Raw genomic sequence first — 20,567 nt, 5'->3', positions numbered from 1 at the left:
TTTTAGCAATGTATCACCTTCTTTTTAAAATAAAAAAGAGACGATTGTCTCTTTTTTATTTTAAAAGTGTATGTTAATAGAAAAATCAGATACCACTCAAAGTAAATCTCATCTTGAAAGTGTATCTCGTATTGCATTATATGCTTGTTTTGGTTTGTATGCATCATCAAAAATTAACGGATAATCATCTTTTCCTGTATAATTTCGAACCCAAGTATATTTATCTGTAAATCCCCACATTATAAATGCATTACAATTTTTATTTGATAGACAAATATTTAAAGTGTCTTCATATATCTTTGCTTGTTTTTCTAAAGATTTCTCCAATGATTCAGTTCTATTTCGAATCTGAACATCCATTTCCGTTATTTCAACTTTTAAACCTACGCTAGATAATCGTTCCATATTCTTGGAAATTTCTTCGTACTTGATAGGTTTATCTATACTCTTATGCATTTGGAAGCCTATCCCGTGTATCGGAACATCACGTTTCTTATAATCTTTAAAAAGATTGTATATAGCGTCAGATTTCTTATTTAATTCGTCATTTCCATTGTCGTTATAAAATAAAAGAGCAGATGGATCTGCCTCGTGAGCCCATCGAAATGCTAACTCTATATATTCTGGGCCAATGTTTCTTAGCCAAATATTATCCTGCAATGTACCATCTTCATTAAAAACTTCATTTACAACATCCCATGCATACACTTTACCTTTATATTGACTAACCACAGTTTGGATATGATTTTTTAAGATTCCCCTAAGCTGTTCTTTCGATAAATTTCCTTTTGTTATCCAATCAGGAAGGGCATAAGACCAGACTAAAGTGTGTCCTCTTACCTTTTGATTATTTTCTATCGCGAAATCTATAAGTCGATTAGGCGCCGAGAAATCATACTTATCTATTTGAGGATGCACATTTTTGAATTTCAATTCGTTTTCTAAAGTGACTACATTGAATTCTCTGTTCACAACCTCTTTATACGTTGCATCTTCCAGAAAAGATGGAGTATTTATTGCTGTACCTATTAACAGCTCGTGCTCTTGTGCTAATTCACGAAGAGGCTCTTTACTTTCCGAAATTTTATATATAAATACAATACAAAACAAGGATGCTAGAATGAATAATGCTAGAATCCTCTTCCACCTCGGAGTTGTTTTTATGAAATTAACTATAGATGTCATACTTTCCTCCTATAACCATTGCTTTCTTTTAGACTAGCATAACACTACCTGATATTAAAGTGTTTCTAAAACGCGGCAATTCTAGGAGCAAACACTTTATATGCATCATGATGTAAGCAACATTATATGCATTCTCCAAAATAGATAGTAAATTCATGTTAATATCGTAAACTCTTATATGTTTCAAGTTATTAGCTACTTTTATTATCTAAAATTAGAAGTACCTCCGAAAATTGTAATGCTGTCTCCATAAGATTTTAATGTTGTATTTTTGCTACTTGATTCTTTTATGTCCTGCGCATCAGTAAATAGATCATCATGAATTTCTTCTGCAACTTCTTCTCTGCAAACCCCTCCCCAACTAGTACCACTATACATTTCATTCAAAAATGCACCACAAGTTAAGTTATATTTATGCCCCTCGTATCCGCACTCTGCACCACACGTTGTATTAATAAACTCAATATCTTTTTCAATATTGTTATGACTACATTTGGTGCATTTAAAAGAAAAACTCTCCTTTCAAAATAAAAAGAGAGACAATTGTCCCTCTTAAATCCTTATTTTAAATAAAATTAGATTCCTTACATTCAGCTAAAGCACATGCAACGCCTATTAAACTTTGTTCATTATAGTTTCTTTTGGCCTCACTATAATCATTAAAATAAAATACATTCGGGGAATATGAGTCCTGTATAATTACAATCCACATAACTTATTCTCCTTTCAAGCCAGTTAATATATATCTTATAAAACTTTAGTTCTCAACATTCCAGTTTTCAATTGGAGGTAGTGTAGCCATACTATAAGGCTCTAGTAACGGTCTTACATTCTTCCAATTCTCCATAATTTTGATAATGTGTGAATTCCCTTCCGGCGTAGCTACTATGCGTATCGGAGCAGGAGTGAAAATCTTCTCAGATATTGTTTTTAATGCTTGTTCGCACTCAGTTGCAACTTCCTTTAAAACTTCAATTAATTCCGTTTCAGTAATTAATTCTTCTTGTCCTTCTGCTACAAATGCAGAATGTAGTACTAACAAAAGAAAATACTGTCTAAAACCTGATGCAGGATGACTATTTTCTTCTAAAGCGCTTAGATCATAGTCTACTTCTCCAAAAAGTCTAAATACAAAATATATTGAATAGTACCTTTGTTTAAAATACTCTCTAAAACTTATTGAAGGCACTCCTAACTTATTATAAAAACCTTTTAATTGAGTATGAATATAAATCATTCTTTGAGCACACCGTGTTGTTGCATAACTATCAGCATCCATTTCTAATGTTTGCATAAATAATCCGCTTTTTTCTCGAGAATTAAGTTCAAAGATAAAAGAAGAACTTCTTTTATTTTGAAAGTAGTCAACATGGCCACTAACTATATGTCCATATTCGTGTAGTATAAGAAATTCCAAAGCATATGCACATAATGTTTTTGCAAAGCTTCGTCTTTCCTCATTGACAGGAGAACTTATTTCTGTATCATAGTTAGAAAACAACCTCAAGTAATCATGATTTGTCACAATAAGGCTAGAACCTATGTCTTGTTCTAGCTCGTGACTAGCATCACCTATCCCAACCATCAGATTTGGGTGTGCCATAATGTAGTTGAATAGTTTTTCTAACACTTGAACTACTCCTATATTAATTCCAATAAAGTACATATCCTCTTGCTTAAAAGCACAAGCATTAAATGTTGGATTATTTATAAAATCAATATGTGTCGAAGGAAAATGTGGACGCATTTCTCTAATTTCTTCAATCAAACTATTACCCATTTCTTTTATTTCTTCTAGTATAACTGTAAGATTTCCACCCTCTAAATTGTATCGACCACCTCGCATACGAATGGATTTATGAAAAGTTTCTTCAAATTGATTCATGCATACATCTCCCCTTATTTTACGTAAAACATATAGCTTAAGTATGCGTGAATTTCTCAGACTTATCAATGTAGCCTTTTACAATGCTTCTAAAAACATTGCAATTCTAGGAGCAATCACCTTATAACCTTTATCATTAGGGTGTAACCCATCAGAATTACTGAAAAACGTATTATTAATCAGATCCGAATTAGGATAAAGACCGCAGTTGTTGTATAAATCGAGAACTGGAATTCCGTATTTTATCCCAATCTCTTTGACGGCGTTCACATAGGTAGACAAAGGAACAGCTAATGAAGGTCCACGTCTTTGCATAGGAGTAATAAAAGCGATCTTCTTACCAGGGAATTTCTCAATTAACCCCAATGCTAGTATATTAAGAGCTCCATAGAATTCTGTTTTTACGGTACTATTAATCGTCCCTAATGTGAGTTGGTTCCCGTAATCATTTGTTCCACAAAATACCGTAATAATATCTGCATTGTTATTCATATTTACGTAATCTGTTACAGCTGGTGGATATTGAAGGTCTTGTGCAGGACGTGATGCAATAGTCCTTCCACTTAAACCGTAATTTCTTGGTATAACACCATGTGATTTAGAAATTAAAGCAACATAGTTATCTGACCGGAAGTTATCTGTAATGCTATCTCCATATGCGTTCCATGTAAGTCCATCGATTTTAGATTTCTTTAATGTAGGATTGATGTTATAAATATTAGGATCAAAACTATATTTTTCGAACGGGATATATTGGGATGGGTATACACTACCCTTCACGAACATTTCTGTATCTAACCTTCCAATCTGAGTGATAATACGAATATACCTTATCCCTTTCCCTGTGGGGATAACGAAAGGCGGATTACCTTGTATCGTTTGAACGAATTGTTTATTGCTATCCCAACATGAACGATAACCAGATGATAGTTGTGTATAAGTTTCACCTTCAATAACCTCAATAAAATCAGAAGTCATCCAACCCGAGTCATTAATAAAAGCACCATTGCTATCGTAATAACCAAATATGGCCTTCGTTTTATCAAATAAATTTTCGGAAGGCGTTAAGATCATATTTGGCAAGGCGGAAGGGGTCTCAATATTTCCCTGTACAACCTTCAAACTTTTCTGTTTGACTGCATAATCATCATAAGTTAATAGAATTTTTCCGTTATTGACTTGTGGTGTACTATCACTTATATCAAATGTAAATATAGCGTACGCTATCCCACTTCCTACCGGTATTGTGATAGTTTTCCCTAATCCAGGAGGGCGACCACCTAAAAATTTATAATCTTTATCATAGTAAGTAATCACTTTATCTACTTTACTTGAATAACTTTGTCCTTCAACCATAGCAACATAATTCGAAACGGCAAAGGCTGCGTTATTTACCCATACACCATTTTCATTGAAGTATCCCCCCAGACTGAGAGCTTTTTTATTTATGAGGTTATTACTCACTACATCGAATTGATTTAAATTTAAAATAGAGATTTCCGTCTTAACAATATCTGCTGTATTTTTAATGGTTTGATTAAGTGCCACATTCGCGTTTTCTATAGTTTGATTTATTTTCCAATAACTTTCATCAAGAAATTCATTACCATTTAATTTAGGCGCATCAGCCATTTACGTCACCACCTTATATATATTTAGCGCGGTATTTGAATGCAATGTTGATATTTAGGTTAGAACCGCCTATTTGTATTGCATTAGCGCCTGTCATAAACTCTAACTTTTCTAAATTCCCCTGTAGTTGGAATAAGAAATTCTGACCGTTTTTTATTGCTGCATATCTTTCTGCATCTATTAAAATTGTTGAATTTGCAAAAGTTCCAATAGAAAAACTCTCACCCTTTATAGTGAGAGTTAATGAAGTTGCACTACCTGATATCTCTATTGTTGGTCTTACAACAAGCGACCCGTAATTATTAATTGATAAAGTTTGCGGGCTGGTAATTGTATAGGATGTTCTTCCAAGACCAATAGGTATTTGAGACATCCAAGGAATACGGTCACCCCATTTGATTCCCTTTGTACTTTCCAAAATAGAATAAGCGTGTGGATCATAAGCGGTTAAAGGTAATTCAAACTTGCCCATTCTAAAATAACGATCAATTGGAATCGAACCACTGTATCGAACGAGATAATATTTATCAGGCTCATAATCATAAATCAATTTCACTTCTTTCGGTTTGCCATAAGGATCAATAAAAGCAGCTACCATTTTTCTGATAGCTACCGCTAATTTATGTCTATCTTCTTGTGGTTTAATGATTAATGGTAAATTAAACTGTAACGGGTCAATATCAGAACCGAAATAATAAGCACCAGGGCGCCCAGGAATAGATACTGTATAATCACGAATTGGTGGTGCGGCTGGATGTTGGAATCCTGGTAAAAGCGCTACCCCTAATTGATTTAACGATTTACCGTCTATTGTTAAACTCATGATTGCCCCACCCTTCTTCCTGACGTCTTAATGTATTTTCCTAGTTCTACTGCTAACTTTTTAATGTCAGCTTCTTCACGAATAGGGAATGTAGCACCTTCAAACATTCTTTCGAAATTATATGAAATATTCCCACTTGAGTTTGAAGAATTGCCATCCAAAGTTCTTTGACTAGCATTTCTACTCATCGCTTCTGTACTATTAGCCATACTGCCATACACATTGCTCATGACACTTTTTAAGCCCGATAACTCTTTCATAGAACTAGCCATCGAATAACTCATATCACCAATTAATCTACTCATAGTGCCTGTAATGCCAAGTGATTTTTCATTTGAAGATAAAGGCGTAACAGATACACGATTACCTCTCTTAGTAAATAATTCCGGACCAGCTTCACCAGCAATAAACGATCCATCCCCGAAAACATGTCCACCTGTCGCTAACATTGGAATTGTAGGGATATGAGTTTTCCCACCACCGACAAACGGCACCCAATCAGGCATATCTATACTGTTAATACCCTCGATCAATGCATTAATCATTGAAATAACGGCATTTATTGGCGCTTTCGCTGCGAGTTCTATTCCATTGAAAACTCCATCAAAAATTTTCACAATTCCTTTCCAAGCTTTGTCCCAGTCTCCTGAAAAAACACCAGAAATGAAATCGATAATCCCATTTAAAATTGGCTTTAAAACCGTATCCCACACAACTTTGATCCCATCAAATGCATCTGATACAACACTACCAATAGCACTAAATACAAATTTAAAAGCTGGTAACAGGACATTTTCTATAAATGATGAAATTTTTGAAAAAACAGGTGATAGTATTTCTTCCCAAACACGTTTGATAATATCAAATGCATCTTTAACAATATCTTTTATGATTGTGAATCCTTTATCAAATACGGGTTGCAATGTTTCAGTGATTATAGATACTATTTGATCTATCGTCGGCTTGAAATATTCGTTGTATATGGCCATGATTTTATCACCGAATAAAACCCAAATAGCAATTAATCCTGCAATAGCCGCAACTACTAAAGTAATCGGGCTTGTTAAAACAGCCATAACACCCGCAAAAGTTATAGCACCTGATGTGGCTAAGAATATTACTGGGGCGAGAGCTGCGCAAATACCAACAAGTATACCCATTGCAACTGTTATTGCTGTAATAGCTGCCGCTAACACTGGATGAGCCGAAATAAATTCTGCGATTTTAGAAACCATTTCCGCTACTGTAAGTAAGACTGGTTCAAGAGCTTCTTTTAAATCGTTCATCGCTTCTTTCAACTTGACCATTGGTGATGCGTCCGTCTTACTTATGGATTGTTGTAAATCATCAATGCCTTGTTTCAAATCAGCTTGTTTTTGTTCGGTTTGTAAAATTGTATTTATGATTTTTTGTCCTTGGTCTTCCCACATTGTTCCAAAAAGTTCTACACCAATTGCTTCTTTCAAATCAGCATCCTGGATTTGATCTAACCATTTAACCATATCCACAAATGCTTGTTTGCCTTCTTCTCCACCTTTCGCAACCGCTTTGCCCCAGCCTTCTAATTGAGCAAATATTTCTTGTACTGTTGCGCTATCCGGCGGGTTTTTCGCAAGTTCTAATTTCTGTGCATTCATTTCTTTAAAAGATTCTAATTCGGACCTATGTGATTCGCGAACAGCGTCCATTTCATCACTTAAACGCTCACTTAGCGCTTGTTTTCGGCTATTATGACTTTCTTTTAAAGCTGATAAGTTCGCTTGATTTACTTCTCTTAATGAATCGAGTTGCGCTTTATTTGATTCACTAATAGCCTTTAAGTTTTCTTGTTTACTTTGCTGGAAAGCTTCTTTTTGTTCTTGTTGTCGTTCTTTCAGAGCTTCCTTTTCATTGTTTATTTGCTCTTTAACTTGTTCTTTACGACTATCAATTTCTGACTTTAGCGCTTCTTTCTTTGCGTCAGATGCTTCTTTAATACCGTCTTTTTCTTCTTTTAATCTATCAATTTGACTTTTGCGTTCTTCACGTATTTTATCCAAGCGCATTTTTTCTTCAAGTTCTTGTAACGCTTTGATTGCCGCCTGACGTTCTTCTTCATTTTTAGCTTTACTTATTTTTATCTTTAAATCAGCACGTTTTTCAGCATTTTCACGATCTTTTATATATTTATCTTCAGCCGCTGTTTTGGAATCTAGATAGCCGATTTGATCATCAATTGCTTTAAGACGATTGTATTTTTCCTCATCAATCAACTTCATGCGTTCCATATATTCTTTATCGATGAGTTTTATTTTCTGTTCAGATGACTTCTCAAACGCCTTAACTTCTGCTTCAAGGGACTTTTCAAGCGCTTTTTGTTGTCTATCGTATTTTTTTGAAGCCGCATCATATTGAGCGCTGAGCTTTTTCTCTAAACTCTTTTGTTGATTATCGTAACTTTTAGAAACCGCATTGTATTCAGTGTCAAGACTTTTAGCTAATGCATTCTGTCTTTGACTATGGCTTTTGGAAAGCGCCTTTTCTTGATTACTAAATGAGTTTGCAAGTGCAGATTCTTGTTTAGCAAATCCTTTTTGCATTGCTGAAATTTGTTCATCAGACATTTTTTCAGTATCATCTACAACATCTCGAATGGCATCTTTCATAGAGGTTTTTAATCCTCGGCTCATTTCAACAGATCTAACGCGTCCTTCTTTAAGACCATCCAATAAATTATCGATATTCCATGATTTTTCCTTTGCTGCACTTGCCATAATACTTTGTACTTCTTGTGCCGTATAACCAACTCGTCTTAACTGCGCACCATATTCAGCGATAATATCAAGTTGCTCTGGTGGGAACCCTATTTTTAAAAGGGAATTAACTAGCCCTAATGCTTCTTCATTAGAAATGTTTAATTCACTACCAATTTCATTGGTTTCTTGTATTAATTCTGTAAAATCAATCTGCGAATAAGAACTAGCAATTGTTGCTGCACCTTGTACTATTGCCATATTGGTAGCATCAGATGCATCTTTATTTAATGACCATTGTCTTCGGACACCTTCCAATGCTTCCTCTGCGTCACCGCCATATGCTGTAACAGTTCTGACTGCATCCTCCACAGATCTCTTTGATGATTCTGGAACGTCAAAGGTAATATCAATTTTTGTTTTTAATTCTGACATGTCTAGGGCCTGTCCAATGACTTCTTGAATTCCACCACCAGCAACGATTCCGCTTAATACGTTTTCTAACTCAATACCTAATTCTTTAACACTTTCACCTGTTTGATTGGCATCTTGAGAGAGCTGGTTTAAATCACTCCTAATGTTTTGAATAGAATTACCATCATCAACAGAACGGAGTGCCTGTTGTAGCTTCTCAATATCAGCTTCAGTCCCTAGAGCTTCCCTTCCGATTATCTCAATAGCCTGTTCTAATTGCCTACTTGATGCCGTACCATTTTTAATTGCATTCACAAGACGATTCCCTAATGCATCCGCAAAATCATCAACAATTTTTCCTGTGGCACTAAATAAAGTCTCTAATTGTCTTGTTGAACTTGCTGCTTTTTCTTGCTCAGCCTTTAATCCTACAAGACTGTTTTTGAATCCATTAAGTTGCCCTTCTGTAAATTCAATTTCACGCCTAAACGCTCGATATTGTTCTTCATTAATCGCACCACTTTCAAATTGTGCTTGAACTTGTTGTTGAGCAGCCTTTAAGCTATCTAATTTTTTCGTTGTATTCTCAATTTGTTGAGTAAGCAATTGTTGTTTTTGCGCTAAAGCTTCCACGTTACCTGGATTGAATTTTAAAAGCCGTTCAATATCTTTTAGCTCTTTAGATAGTTCGCCACTTCGTTTATTGACATCCTTCAAGGCATTTTGAAGACCAGTAGTTTCTCCACCAATTTCTATCGTTATTCCTTTAATTCTTCCTGCCATGTTATCACCTCACTTGCTTAGAAATTGTTAAAGTCATCTTGTGTAGCTGTTCTTGTATTTTCTTGTTCTTTCTTCGGATTTCGTAATTCAACATACTCATCGATATAATCCAAGCAATCACCTATTGTCATATCTTCTAAATCTTCTTTAGAGAGTTTGCATGAATAACAAAGAGCAAGGAATGTATCAACGGAAAAACTACCTTTCCCATCGTTACGTCCTTGCCCTTGTTCATCTTCTGTTATTTTTTTTTTGACTGAACAGTACTTTTAATTAAGTCCTGAATTTCAGTAATAATTTCTGCAATCGGAAATTCTCCGAATGTATCCAGCCATGTTAATGGGTCTTGAACTTCTTTATTTGCTGTTTTTGCAAATGCCCATACTAAGTTATAAATAACTTCGAAATCTAATTTACTTAAATCAACCTGTGAAAGGTCAATATTACTTTGATCACCATCAGCTGAAATGTATGAAGAAAGTACCCCTAAACTCAGAATGTCCGCAAACATATCACGTCTGAATTGCGCCTTATAACGAATAGCTGTGCCAGCGGTACTTTTCAAAAGAACTGATTTTTCATCGATTACAATTGTTTTTTCCATCTAGTTACGCCCCCACGACTTTCTCATATACTTTCGTATACCATGCATCATAAATACCAGCCGGTGTCGTTGTCTTTGTAGAGGATTTCACTTTAAGTGTTTCCGGATGCTGTGATGCAATAAATTTCAATTCAGTTGTATTAGGCTCTGTTTTATCACTCTTTGTGGAAGAACCAAAACCAGGACGAGAAACTGATACATTATAAAGTACATGACGTGTCGCTTTTACATCTCCATCAAATTCAAACATAAGAGCAATTCTCTTAATCTTTGCATTCGAAACTTCTGAAAGAACTTGATCATCTTCATCTAAGATTTCTCCTAATACATCAACTCTAAATGCCTCAGTAACCTTAGCGATATTTAATGTACCTTCGTACCCTTGGTTGCTAGAATCAGCGTAATAGTTGCTATCGTCAGCCCAAAAATCTGATTGTTCACCTTTCGGGTCCATCTTCATTTCGACAGCACCAGGTAATTTCCCAACTGTACCATATGTGATTTTTCCTGTTGCGCCTTCAGTAATCACGCTATAGTGTACTTTCTTTAGACCAAAAATAACTTTGTTTTCATTCATTTATATCAACCTCGATTCATATGTTTTTTGATACATTTTTTCAGATTCAATAAAAGTCCCATACGATTCATAAGGAATTTCACAATCGTCTAGGAATTTTTCAAGTTTTGCTTCAGCAGCTAAATCTTTTCTAACCGTGTAAAGTTCAATGTTTAAATCATTTATCTTGTGATACACCTTGTTATCCGCCATTAAGTTTGCTGATCCATCCACAAGAAAACAAATATAAGGTGGTGCTGGAACTGAATTACCTGGCGTTGCTGTAAAATGCGAATAAGCCACAGGATAGCCTGTAGCTTCAAGGATTTTTGTTAATTCACCTAATGTCATTGTTGAACCACCCCTTCAATCCGTCTCGGCAATTCATCAATTATATAATCTTCAACTGGACTGATGTGTACTTGAGCTGGAACTCGACCACCCTCAGCTTTAGCATGACCTTTTTCTAAAAGATGTGTCAATTGCCCCTTTGTATTATAAATAGTAATATTCTTACCATCTTTTTTCTTACGCCATCCTTTACGATAAGCACCAGTTTTTTTAGGGCTATTTTCCTTTAGTTTATCAACAGCAACATCAGCTACTTCTTCTTGTGCAGCTATTAGTTCTTCTTCCACAACATTCGCATACCTTTGTAATTCTCTAGCAACCTCACTCGCAAAATCATTCATATTAAGTATGCTCCTTTGCGATAATAGTCAATGTTTGATACATTTCATCATCATTCATTGGTGGCTCAATAATATCAAAGATACGATTCTTCATTTTAATCCGCATTTCTTCTGTAATACCCGATGTATAAGGGATAACAAACCGATAAACCCGAGTAGCTTGTGAAACGGAAGCTTCAATATACTCAGAACCTTTTACCGTTTTTATCATCGACCAGGCTTTTTTAACTTCCTTCCAATCTGTTTCAATTGGTTGATTTAATTCATCTTTTATTACTACAGATTGCTCAATAATAATTCGATTCCTACAATCACCTGTATTTAGTGGCTTTTTATACTGAAAAGGACGCATATTAATCACCGTCCAACTTTATTTCTTCTAAAGCTTTTGCAATACCGAAACTATTAATCTCGGTTAAAAAATTCTTAGAAAAATACTCGAGCGCATCATTATAAACATAACGAGAACGCTCAAAAACTAATTCTTTGAACGTCTCATCTTCGTTTATGTCATATGCTCCACAATCTTTTATTAAAGCTTTGGTGGATGCAAATAGGATGCGCTTTAGGTTATCATCTTCATCATCACCCAAGTGCATCCTATTTTTAAATTGCTGTAATATTTCATTTGAAATTACTGTATCCATTCACATCATCCTTGTGCTGGTGGAGTTGGCATTTCTTCAATCTTCAATGTATAAACTTGAGAAGCATATTTATCTTTTGGCTTACCTGTAGCAAATTGTTTAGCAATATAAACTGTTGCGTCTTCTAATGCTAGAGTTTCTTCGAACTTTTTAATAGGCTCTGCGCCACCCATCGCTGCAACATACTGACCTTTAACAAAGAATAATACTTTCCCTTGTGGTACAAACACCGATTCCGTAGGGATTGGATTAAATGGCAAGCTTGTCACATATACTCCAGCTGCATTTTGAATTGTCGCGTTTGCTTGAATATCAAAAGTATCAAATGGGTTTGTTACCATGACTACTTTTCCAGCAATATTTTTCGGTCTATCTGCATCTGAACCATCAGCGTTTAATTTTTTAGCTAGTAATTTAACTACACCTTTTAATTCATTAATTGTTTTACGACCTGGTTCAAACGTTAAAGTCCCAACTGGTTTTTTATCTGGATATACTCCATTCGTAACACTTCCACTTGGATCTTTTAATAAACCGATAGGCTCATTTTTACCTGTACCAGCTACAAATCCGCGTTCTAATCCCACTGTCATCGCTTCTGTAATCATTGTGCGAACATATCGTTCTACCCATACTGGCCCAAGTTTTAACATGTCATTTGCTAATGGAATAAACGCTGTTAATTTAAGTTGGGAAATGCTATCTTTACGGAATGTAGCATTTAATTGACCTTTAATCCCATCAAATAACGGTCCCCATACAGCTGCACCCTCTGGATCTCCATAAATAAATTCTGTTACAGCCCCTAAATTTTCTAAACCAATATGTTGTAAGAAAGGATGATTTTCAACTAAATCATCAAAAATACGTTCTTGCGTTGTTTTAGGTAAAGTTTCAGTAGATTTAAATCCACCTTCTTCAACTACTGCATTAAAGAACTTCATTTCTTCACTTGTTAATACATTAGCACCACGAGACTGCATAATAGAACGATCTACCATTGATTCATTCACTTGATTTAAAATATCTGCTCGTACATCTGTAGCAAGTGCTTCAATCATAGAATTTAATGCTGCCGATTGTTCTTCAGCTGTACCTTCCTGTGTGGCTTTCGCAAATGCTAATTTCTTCTCTTCAAAATTATTAAATTTAATCACCATATTTTATTTTCCTCCTAAATTTAAAAAGAGCGTACCCAAATTCTGTTTTGTATTAACAGGCTCTAGAATAGGCTCTTTTAGATTTGTATTCGCTTGTAAATTATTCAGGATCTCGTTTTTCAGTCCTGATAATGCTGCATTTAAATCTTCTTTTGTAATCCCTTGGCTTTTGTTAATTGTTCCATTTCTAAAACCATCGATCACCTTCTGTGGAAGCATGGCAGTAGTAGAAACTGAAGCTGTCATTTTAACTGGATTCTCCATGAACATGATTTCATCCACAAAGTTATTTTCTAATGCTTGTTGTGGACCCATCCAAGTTTCTTCACCCATCATATTAAGTAGTTCTTCTTCTGATTTACCACTTTTAATGACATAGGCGTTTACAATTGCTCGATCTGTTGTTTTCAACATCTCGGCAGCCTTTTCCATATCACGATGATCCCCACCATTCCACATAGAAGCATTGTGAATCATGATTTGTGCTGTTGGAGAAATGCGGACTTTATCGGCAGCCATTGCAATAAATGATGCTGCACTTGCTGCTAAACCAACAATTTGAACTTCTACATGACCAGGATAATTTTTTAATGCCGTGTAAATCTCTGAACCTTCATTTACATAACCACCAGGACTATTTATTGATACAACTAATTCCTCGCCATTTGCATTTTCAAGTTCTTTTGAAATCTTACTTGGGCTTGTAGCATCCATTTCAAACCAATCATAAATCCAAGCTTCATCATTAGAAATAATTGGTCCTTTCACGTCAATTTTCACCGTCATTTTCTTTCCCCCCTCCTTCAGATTCATTTAATTTTGTATAGTTCTTCGTAATATGGTGGATATTTAGGTTTGGATCATCAGAATCTTCATAATCTACTTCTGATCGAATTTCATTTCCTGTAAATGCACTTGAAGAAATGAGTTTATCAATACTTGTCGCAAGATCAAATATACTTTGATAGGAGACAGCCTTAACCTCAATTCTTCGTCCCAAAAGATATTCACTCATTTCAAAAAATTTAACGTTCGCTTCATCAGATAGCTTTTTTAATAATGGCCGTACTGTAAAAAGCATATAATTTTTCGTTTGCTTTTCTACATCAGCCATTTCCCCATATATCAGAGCTGTTGGAATACCAAATGCCATAGCTACTTGATTTAAGAAACCATTTGTTACTTTATTGATTTCTTCCACACTTGGGCCATTCGCAACACCGTTGTATATCTCGTTATAATTAATACCCTTTTGTTGTGGGACAATAGCTATATCTTTTGAGCCAATCGACTTATACATGTTGTCTATAAACTCTTGTAACTTCGCTATTTGTTCTTCTGTTTTAGCACCAATCATATCCATATCAACCGTGCCACGAACTTGATTTTTACGCTTCTGTGAGTTTAATATCCTACCAAATAAATCTCCGTAATCCGCAAATAATCCATCGATAAGTGGAGATATTTTATCATTTCGATACTTTAAGTGAATTACTTCGCTTTGTTTAAAACTTCTCTTAAACGTGTAATCTTTTACTGTTACATCTGTGAAAGCATCTTCATATACAGCATATTCGTTATGCTGAAATCCCTCGGCAATAAGTAAATCACCATCATCAGCTTGTATGACTAAGCATTCATTATCATAAATAAGTTTACGAATAAATCTTTCCCAGAAGGTACTTGCGGTCATATTCTTATTCGGTCTAACGTTTAGTCGATAATAAAGCTCATTCTTCTCAAATGTTTTACCGTTTCTTACCCTGAATTCTGATTGACTAATCGTTCTTCCTAGAAAAGATACGCATGTATCAAGTGCTAATCGTTTCATGTGAAGCCTATTTGCTGTATCAGCAATCAAATCCAGATCTAGCATAAATTCTAGTTCTTTATTTCTTTTAAATACTGAACCTAACCATCCAATGGTTATCACCCCCCTTTATTAGAATTTAATGTTACCTATAACAAAATCAGTTGCTTCTTGTATCTCATCCGCACGATAAAGAGCATGGACAAAACACTGAAACCCATCTGTTTTTCTACGTACAGGTTCTTTCTTTTCATATATTTTATTTCCATCACCTTTGATAACAACCAACACATTTTGCGTATACCAACGCATTAGCGGATTATCATCAAAAATAATTTGTTTATTTGCAAATGCCATTTCAATACGTGGAGCTAATAAACTATGAATTGCTTTTGGGTTTCGTATTACTTCTATTTCAAACCCTTCCGCTATTAATAAAGGTCTTATTGCTTCCATTCTGAAATTATCAGCTATAATCTTTTTAACCCCATATTGTTCTCGCATTTCTACAAACCAATCAACAATATGCTGTGGATTAATAGTCGGTTCATCCACAACCGTTAGTAAACCTTGCTCTTCCCAATCTTTTATAGGAGCAAATTTCTGCTTTTTAAATTCACCCGCTTTTTTAGAATATCCGTAATAGATATCAACAAATTCTTTTCGAACAAAGGAATGAGTTTTAAAAATGTATTCACCATTTTGTCTAAATAAAAGACCACATGCTGCAAAGTCTCGAATACTTGCAAAGTCTAATGCCCCTATGCATTCTTGAGCATATAAATCAGGAAATGAACGATTTGTAGCAAGAATTTCTGACCATTTTGCAACAGAGCGTTCTAAATTAGTAACAGGTAAGTTCATACGCTTTGTCATGAACTCTTCTCTATTACTCGGGTCGTCTTCTAAATCTTCATATTCTTCCTTAATTGTTTCAAGTAACCCTTCTGCATACTCACTTAAAGGCTTTGATAACATGGGATTCGCAAGCTCCCAATTATCAAGATCATCAACTTCTGTTTCATCATTCAGTTTACAAATAAAAGGAAACACCGCATTTGGACGAGATTCACCATTTAAAACTTTCATTGCCTTTTCTTTTAACCTATCTAAAAAGCCATCTCGTACATATCCATCTGTACCAATGTAAAACTCACGTGGATTTTTCTTTTTTCCCAAACCACTAATATGAACACGGACATCTTTATTACTTTCGTATTGGTGAATTTCATCAAACAGAACAGCTCCATCACGAAGTCCGTCTTTTGTGTCTCCGTTTGAAGTCCTAAACTTTAATACACTTCCAGTAGCCTTTGAGGTGGTCTGTGATTCGGTTGCTTTAAAAGCTTTTTTTAATACTTCATTCCTACGAACAGTTTTCTTTACTTCGTCTGGACTTGTTTTTGCTTGCTCTTCACTATTCGCAACAACAGAAATGTTATACTCAGGAATACCATGTAATTCACTTATTAAAAAGTGGATTACAACAGACATTAAACCGTTTTTACCGCCACCTCGTCCTAACATCCACAGGAATTTCCTATAAAATACACGCCCGTTTTTCTTATAAAATAAAAAGACGAATGCTATTAAGAATTTTTGAAATGGCTGCAAAGGAAAATACCACTTCTCACCGAAGTTGATACAATCCTCAATCATTTCATCATCAAAATACAAATCGTCTCTATTTAAAACATATTTTTCTAGATATTTAATTAACAGTTCTCTTTCTTTATTGAATTTTACTTTCCCACTTCGATAAAGTTCATTATATTCTTCCACATACTTTTGCTTAATCATGTAAGATCACTTTTGCTATAACCTGTATCAGGGATAGTATTCTTAACAACAAATTTTATATCTCTCCCTAATGCAATTAAAGAACTATTAATTTTATTCCTCTCACTTATAAGAGGGTGGGCTTTAACAAAAACTTGAGAACCATTTTTTACTGTTACAGATTCGCCTTCTTTATTAATGGTTTTATTTATTTTTCTAAATGCTTTGACTAGATCAATGTATCTTTCTACTTTTTCAACTTCGACTAAATCTGTGATATCAATACTATGCATGAGCTGTTCTTTTAACCTCACAATACTAACAGCCATCTACCCACCCCCCCTTACGTGCGTAAAATCGAAATAAACCTGACAGTTAACCCCCTCCTCCGGTGCCCCTTAGAACATTTTTTGATGAATTTTTTTAAGGGGGGGATTGTTTCTGAATCTTTTTTACCACTTTTCATCATGTTCCCATTTATTTTGTTTCTTTTCGTAAACTCTTCCATGTTCTTTATTATGGCAATTTACACATACTGTTTCTAAATTATCTATTTCTAATGCAAGTTCTGGATGATGTTCCAGTTCTTTTACATGATGGACAACGAGCTGAATCTTCTTACGCTTCGCACTCTCACTGTATTCATTTGTGTCTATTTGAACACGACCATTGCGCTTGCATTCCTGACACTCATAGTTGTCACGCTTCTTTACTTGTTCACGTATACTCTTCCACTCACCACTGTCATAGAACCTACGCTTCTGTTGTTTGGTTTTATATTCTTTCATCTGTCTTTACCAAACGTTGCTGTTTCTCTCTATCTCTTTCCAGCAATTCTTTTATTGAAGTTCTTTCAAGATATTCTATTGAATACAGCATTTGCTTCTGTCCATACAGCTTATAATACTTGAATTGTTTTACATCTATTCCAGCCTTCTTGTATGATTTCTCATGAGGTTTAAGATATTTGTTATATGCTTTTTTATCGATAGGTATAAGACCAAGTACAGCAATCTTACCGTTTAAAACGTTATCCAATTATCCTCACTCCCTAGGAATACATCCATCGTTTTATCCAACATACTAATAAGTGCCTCTCACGTTTCTCTTAGTTTCATTCATTTCGTTTTGCATAGCTACTGTATTTTCTAACTTTTGAGTATCAATGCGTTGTTGTACGATTTCAGATGTTTTCTAAATATAATATTAAATCCAAATAAACATATGTATTATCTAGATTTATTTGCTATAATTCTTTTGGTTAGGAGGTGAATACTATGAATAAATCTTTATATTCTTTAAAAGATTATGTGAACGCTATTATCTGTCTTTTGTTACCTTGTGCTTTTATTTTTGCACATGCTTATCCAATTTTCTTTTTAATTTTCATTCTATTTCTCTCAATATTATTTTCATATTATGGGTTTACTATGGGATCTTTAATTAATAGTTTGGGTTTATATTTGATAATTCCAGTCTATCGATTACTTGCTTTTTTTCTTTCACTAATTTGTTTCACATCATTTATGGTGATAATATCCAACCACAAGATTGCTTTTTTTTCTTTTTTAGCAACAAAATACAGTGAAAAAATATCTTACTTACTAATCTTCTATATAATTTCTATATTCCTATTTTCTCTATTCGAGATAATATTTTATTTTTATAAACATATTAAAGATCCAAAGAATATAACAAATAAATTCGAACGGTTAATATTCAGTTTACAGCTTTGCATTGCCCTCTTTACCATATTAATATTACCTGATATAGTTTTTGGAGCGCTCTATATGTTCACATTTAGTTTTTATGGTGAGGCAATGTCTGAAAAAAACTTTTGGGAATTTTCATATTTTAGTTTCCTTATCCATTTTGCATTACCTATAAATTCTGATAATATCCTATACTACGTGCGATTTCTTAATGAGCACACTTTATCTAGAGTTCTTCAAGTAGTACACATTATCACATGTAAATTTCTTGATTTAACATTTTTGGCTATTCTAATTCAATATTTTTTAGGGTTTATAAATACATTTAATATTGAAAATAAAAACAATAAAGATTCATAGAATATTTTGCTCAGGTTACTATATTGATTTGAGCAAAATTTAATAAAAAGAGCAACCGTGTATCAGTTGCTCTTTCACAAAAGTTTATTTTATTACCATGAATACGGTAAATGAAGTTTCACCCTTCTTCCAATCACATAATGTTGTTACAAAAATCTGTTTGCACATTATTAAGTAACTGGAAGAAGAGCAAAAGCTCTCCCTAATGACAGTAACATTCAATCAGTACCATCTGCTGGTTTCGGATTTTATGTGCCGTCATTATGAAACCGTTTAGACATAGAGATTATAAAGAAATCTTTATGAGTCGTGTTTTCCGCCACTTCTCACAATACAAATATATCACGTTGATTCCAAAACAACCGGCACTTTTTCTGCCAAAAAGCGGTCACTACTCTGCCACTTTTTCTTCATTCAATGATATGAATGAAAGGAATCTTAAACCAAAAGCTGTATTTTCAACATAAGTAGGTTCAACCATTATAGGTTCTCCATTTTGCGCTGTCTTCCTATGTATTCTTCTAACTAGCTCGTATCTCTCTAACTTTTTATCAATACTCAATATAAAGGCAGCCTCTTCACTAAGGATATGTGGGTTGTTATAGGTATCATTTATCCTCATAAGATAATAAAATCTCATTATATCTTCATATCTGAGATTACGTAATGTATCGTAGTAATTGATTACTATACTCTCATTTTTATTCTCATTAATAAAAACATTTTCAAACCCATTTAACAGTAAACTTATTTTTGCATCTTCATGTTCTTCGATTAAATCAGCTAATACGATCGGAAATATTCTTTCAGATATATAATCTGCTGCAAGAGTGCTACTTTTGGACAATTGACCAATAACCTTAAGTTGCTCACTATGTTCTTTCATTCTACTTTCTAACCTCTTAAATTTAAGCATATTTCTAACATTACTCACATACGGCATTAAATCCATTCCTACATCAACTAAACTATCCAAACCTAATTCTTCAGCTACACTCATAATTTCTTCCATGCCATTCCCCTTCACATACTCATCCCCTTTGTAAATTAGTCTATGTTAATCATACACTTTAACTATTTACATATAAATACCAGTTACCCATATCTTATATTTTGTGTAACTAAGCCAAACGCTACAGCCCTTGATATTTATAACTTTATAGGACTTTTTCTTTTGAGTTACACAATAGAAAATTTATGAATAACTTCACATCCTAAATATAATTTTGTTCCACAAAAAATTGAAGAGAGAGATTATTTTTAGTAATATGCTACTTTATTTCAAGAAATTGCTTATCTAATTTCATTCATAAAATAAATAGATAATTAAAAATCAAAAATTTTAAAATCTGTTAAATTATATATTGAGATTTAACAAATTAAAATGTATAATAAACTGTTGTAAAAAATTGAAGGGAATTACAAAAAATGAAAAAACAAATTGCGGCAATTACTCTAGCAACTACTCTTGGATTGAGTCTTCAACCAATTATAGGTGCAGCAGAAACAAATCAAAATGTACAAGCAACACAACAAAATGGTTGGATTGAAGATGGAAACGGCACATGGTTTTTCTATGATCATGGTGTGAAGAAAACAGGCTGGGTATTAAGTAATGACAAATGGTATTACTTAGACGGTAATGCAGGCGGCGCCATGAAAACTGGTTGGTACCAAGACGGAGAGAAGTGGTTCTATTTAGATCCATCTGCAGAGGGTCCAAAGGGTGCAAAAAAAGTTGGCTGGGTTCAAGTATATGGAAAATGGTATTATCTAGATCCAACAACAGATGG

At 34.2% G+C, this 20,567-nt stretch carries 20 protein-coding genes and 1 pseudogene; 1 reads left to right on the top strand and 20 read right to left on the bottom strand.

The genetic code is table 11. The features are described 5' to 3' along the window. Positions 1-108: 108 nt before the first annotated feature. The 20 genes from MR170_RS21760 to MR170_RS21665 form a co-directional block, all read right to left on the bottom strand. Positions 109-1,185 (bottom strand): endo-1,4-beta-xylanase, encoded by a 1,077-nt coding sequence (locus MR170_RS21760; RefSeq protein WP_242309245.1) that lies wholly within the window; start codon positions 1,183-1,185, stop codon positions 109-111. A gap of 204 nt (positions 1,186-1,389) precedes the next feature. Next, positions 1,390-1,572: a hypothetical protein gene (locus MR170_RS21755; protein ID WP_242309244.1), complete on the bottom strand. Its 183-nt coding sequence runs from the start codon at positions 1,570-1,572 to the stop codon at positions 1,390-1,392. Positions 1,573-1,942: 370 nt separating this feature from the next. Beyond that, positions 1,943-3,070, bottom strand: coding sequence for a hypothetical protein (locus tag MR170_RS21750; RefSeq protein WP_242309242.1), 1,128 nt, complete (start codon positions 3,068-3,070; stop codon positions 1,943-1,945). Between the two features lie 78 nt (positions 3,071-3,148). After that, on the bottom strand, positions 3,149-4,702 hold the full coding sequence (locus MR170_RS21745; RefSeq protein ID WP_242309240.1) for an SGNH/GDSL hydrolase family protein: 1,554 nt from the start codon (positions 4,700-4,702) through the stop codon (positions 3,149-3,151). Between the two features lie 13 nt (positions 4,703-4,715). After that, positions 4,716-5,525, bottom strand: coding sequence for a phage tail domain-containing protein (locus MR170_RS21740; RefSeq protein ID WP_242309239.1), 810 nt, complete (start codon positions 5,523-5,525; stop codon positions 4,716-4,718). Continuing rightward, positions 5,522-9,454, bottom strand: coding sequence for a tape measure protein (locus MR170_RS21735; RefSeq protein ID WP_242309237.1), 3,933 nt, complete (start codon positions 9,452-9,454; stop codon positions 5,522-5,524). Before MR170_RS21735 ends, MR170_RS21740 begins: the two co-directional genes overlap by 4 nt. Before the next feature lie 241 nt (positions 9,455-9,695). Next, on the bottom strand, positions 9,696-10,058 hold the full coding sequence (locus tag MR170_RS21730; protein WP_242309235.1) for a hypothetical protein: 363 nt from the start codon (positions 10,056-10,058) through the stop codon (positions 9,696-9,698). Between the two features lie 4 nt (positions 10,059-10,062). Continuing rightward, on the bottom strand, positions 10,063-10,635 hold the full coding sequence (locus MR170_RS21725; RefSeq protein WP_242309234.1) for a major tail protein: 573 nt from the start codon (positions 10,633-10,635) through the stop codon (positions 10,063-10,065). Beyond that, on the bottom strand, positions 10,636-10,965 hold the full coding sequence (locus tag MR170_RS21720) for a hypothetical protein (protein ID WP_242309232.1): 330 nt from the start codon (positions 10,963-10,965) through the stop codon (positions 10,636-10,638). Beyond that, a complete protein-coding gene (locus MR170_RS21715) occupies positions 10,962-11,306 on the bottom strand; it encodes an HK97 gp10 family phage protein (RefSeq protein ID WP_242309230.1) in 345 nt (114 codons plus the stop codon). Before MR170_RS21715 ends, MR170_RS21720 begins: the two co-directional genes overlap by 4 nt. A 1-nt stretch (position 11,307) precedes the next feature. Next, entirely contained in the window at positions 11,308-11,658 is a 351-nt protein-coding gene (locus tag MR170_RS21710) for a phage head closure protein (RefSeq protein ID WP_098292744.1), read from the bottom strand. Between the two features lies 1 nt (position 11,659). Beyond that, a complete protein-coding gene (locus MR170_RS21705; protein WP_242309228.1) occupies positions 11,660-11,953 on the bottom strand; it encodes a hypothetical protein in 294 nt (97 codons plus the stop codon). Positions 11,954-11,958: 5 nt separating this feature from the next. Next, complete coding sequence (locus tag MR170_RS21700; RefSeq protein ID WP_242309226.1) at positions 11,959-13,113, bottom strand: phage major capsid protein; 1,155 nt, start codon at positions 13,111-13,113, stop codon at positions 11,959-11,961. A 3-nt stretch (positions 13,114-13,116) separates the two neighbouring features. Beyond that, complete coding sequence (locus MR170_RS21695) at positions 13,117-13,899, bottom strand: head maturation protease, ClpP-related (protein WP_242309224.1); 783 nt, start codon at positions 13,897-13,899, stop codon at positions 13,117-13,119. Further along, positions 13,883-15,046, bottom strand: coding sequence for a phage portal protein (locus MR170_RS21690; RefSeq protein WP_242309222.1), 1,164 nt, complete (start codon positions 15,044-15,046; stop codon positions 13,883-13,885). The genes MR170_RS21695 and MR170_RS21690 overlap by 17 nt, the downstream gene beginning before the upstream one ends. A gap of 9 nt (positions 15,047-15,055) precedes the next feature. Further along, the gene (locus MR170_RS21685; protein ID WP_242309220.1) at positions 15,056-16,723 is read right to left on the bottom strand and encodes a terminase TerL endonuclease subunit; all 1,668 of its coding nucleotides are present in this window, start codon (positions 16,721-16,723) and stop codon (positions 15,056-15,058) included. After that, positions 16,720-17,031 (bottom strand): P27 family phage terminase small subunit, encoded by a 312-nt coding sequence (locus MR170_RS21680; RefSeq protein WP_064472427.1) that lies wholly within the window; start codon positions 17,029-17,031, stop codon positions 16,720-16,722. Before MR170_RS21680 ends, MR170_RS21685 begins: the two co-directional genes overlap by 4 nt. Before the next feature lie 123 nt (positions 17,032-17,154). Next, complete coding sequence (locus MR170_RS21675) at positions 17,155-17,490, bottom strand: HNH endonuclease (RefSeq protein ID WP_242309219.1); 336 nt, start codon at positions 17,488-17,490, stop codon at positions 17,155-17,157. Next, positions 17,477-17,740: a hydrolase gene (locus MR170_RS21670; RefSeq protein ID WP_088867769.1), complete on the bottom strand. Its 264-nt coding sequence runs from the start codon at positions 17,738-17,740 to the stop codon at positions 17,477-17,479. Before MR170_RS21670 ends, MR170_RS21675 begins: the two co-directional genes overlap by 14 nt. A 1,425-nt stretch (positions 17,741-19,165) precedes the next feature. Further along, complete coding sequence (locus MR170_RS21665; protein WP_242309217.1) at positions 19,166-19,786, bottom strand: hypothetical protein; 621 nt, start codon at positions 19,784-19,786, stop codon at positions 19,166-19,168. Positions 19,787-20,202: 416 nt separating this feature from the next. On the opposite strand from MR170_RS21665, the pseudogene MR170_RS21660 reads away from it, so the two are divergent. After that, a pseudogene (locus MR170_RS21660) lies at positions 20,203-20,567 on the top strand (NlpC/P60 family protein); the annotation flags it as partial.

Source organism: Bacillus cereus group sp. BfR-BA-01524 (assembly GCF_022662595.1).
Lineage (GTDB): Bacteria > Bacillota > Bacilli > Bacillales > Bacillaceae_G > Bacillus_A > Bacillus_A thuringiensis_S.
This window is presented reverse-complemented; position numbering and strand designations above follow the sequence as displayed.

Bases quoted from the DNA above. Each gene is read 5' to 3' on its own strand.
- MR170_RS21675 (WP_242309219.1), bottom strand. From the start codon at position 17,490: ATGAAAGAATATAAAACCAAACAACAGAAGCGTAGGTTCTATGACAGT.
- MR170_RS21715 (WP_242309230.1), bottom strand. From the start codon at position 11,306: ATGAATGATTTTGCGAGTGAGGTTGCTAGAGAATTACAAAGGTATGCG.
- MR170_RS21710 (WP_098292744.1), bottom strand. From the start codon at position 11,658: ATGCGTCCTTTTCAGTATAAAAAGCCACTAAATACAGGTGATTGTAGG.
- MR170_RS21760 (WP_242309245.1), bottom strand. From the start codon at position 1,185: ATGACATCTATAGTTAATTTCATAAAAACAACTCCGAGGTGGAAGAGG.
- MR170_RS21745 (WP_242309240.1), bottom strand. From the start codon at position 4,702: ATGGCTGATGCGCCTAAATTAAATGGTAATGAATTTCTTGATGAAAGT.
- MR170_RS21665 (WP_242309217.1), bottom strand. From the start codon at position 19,786: ATGGAAGAAATTATGAGTGTAGCTGAAGAATTAGGTTTGGATAGTTTA.
- MR170_RS21680 (WP_064472427.1), bottom strand. From the start codon at position 17,031: ATGGCTGTTAGTATTGTGAGGTTAAAAGAACAGCTCATGCATAGTATT.
- MR170_RS21735 (WP_242309237.1), bottom strand. From the start codon at position 9,454: ATGGCAGGAAGAATTAAAGGAATAACGATAGAAATTGGTGGAGAAACT.
- MR170_RS21730 (WP_242309235.1), bottom strand. From the start codon at position 10,058: ATGGAAAAAACAATTGTAATCGATGAAAAATCAGTTCTTTTGAAAAGT.
- MR170_RS21700 (WP_242309226.1), bottom strand. From the start codon at position 13,113: ATGGTGATTAAATTTAATAATTTTGAAGAGAAGAAATTAGCATTTGCG.
- MR170_RS21720 (WP_242309232.1), bottom strand. From the start codon at position 10,965: ATGACATTAGGTGAATTAACAAAAATCCTTGAAGCTACAGGCTATCCT.
- MR170_RS21750 (WP_242309242.1), bottom strand. From the start codon at position 3,070: ATGAATCAATTTGAAGAAACTTTTCATAAATCCATTCGTATGCGAGGT.
- MR170_RS21685 (WP_242309220.1), bottom strand. From the start codon at position 16,723: ATGATTAAGCAAAAGTATGTGGAAGAATATAATGAACTTTATCGAAGT.
- MR170_RS21725 (WP_242309234.1), bottom strand. From the start codon at position 10,635: ATGAATGAAAACAAAGTTATTTTTGGTCTAAAGAAAGTACACTATAGC.
- MR170_RS21695 (WP_242309224.1), bottom strand. From the start codon at position 13,899: ATGACGGTGAAAATTGACGTGAAAGGACCAATTATTTCTAATGATGAA.
- MR170_RS21740 (WP_242309239.1), bottom strand. From the start codon at position 5,525: ATGAGTTTAACAATAGACGGTAAATCGTTAAATCAATTAGGGGTAGCG.
- MR170_RS21705 (WP_242309228.1), bottom strand. From the start codon at position 11,953: ATGGATACAGTAATTTCAAATGAAATATTACAGCAATTTAAAAATAGG.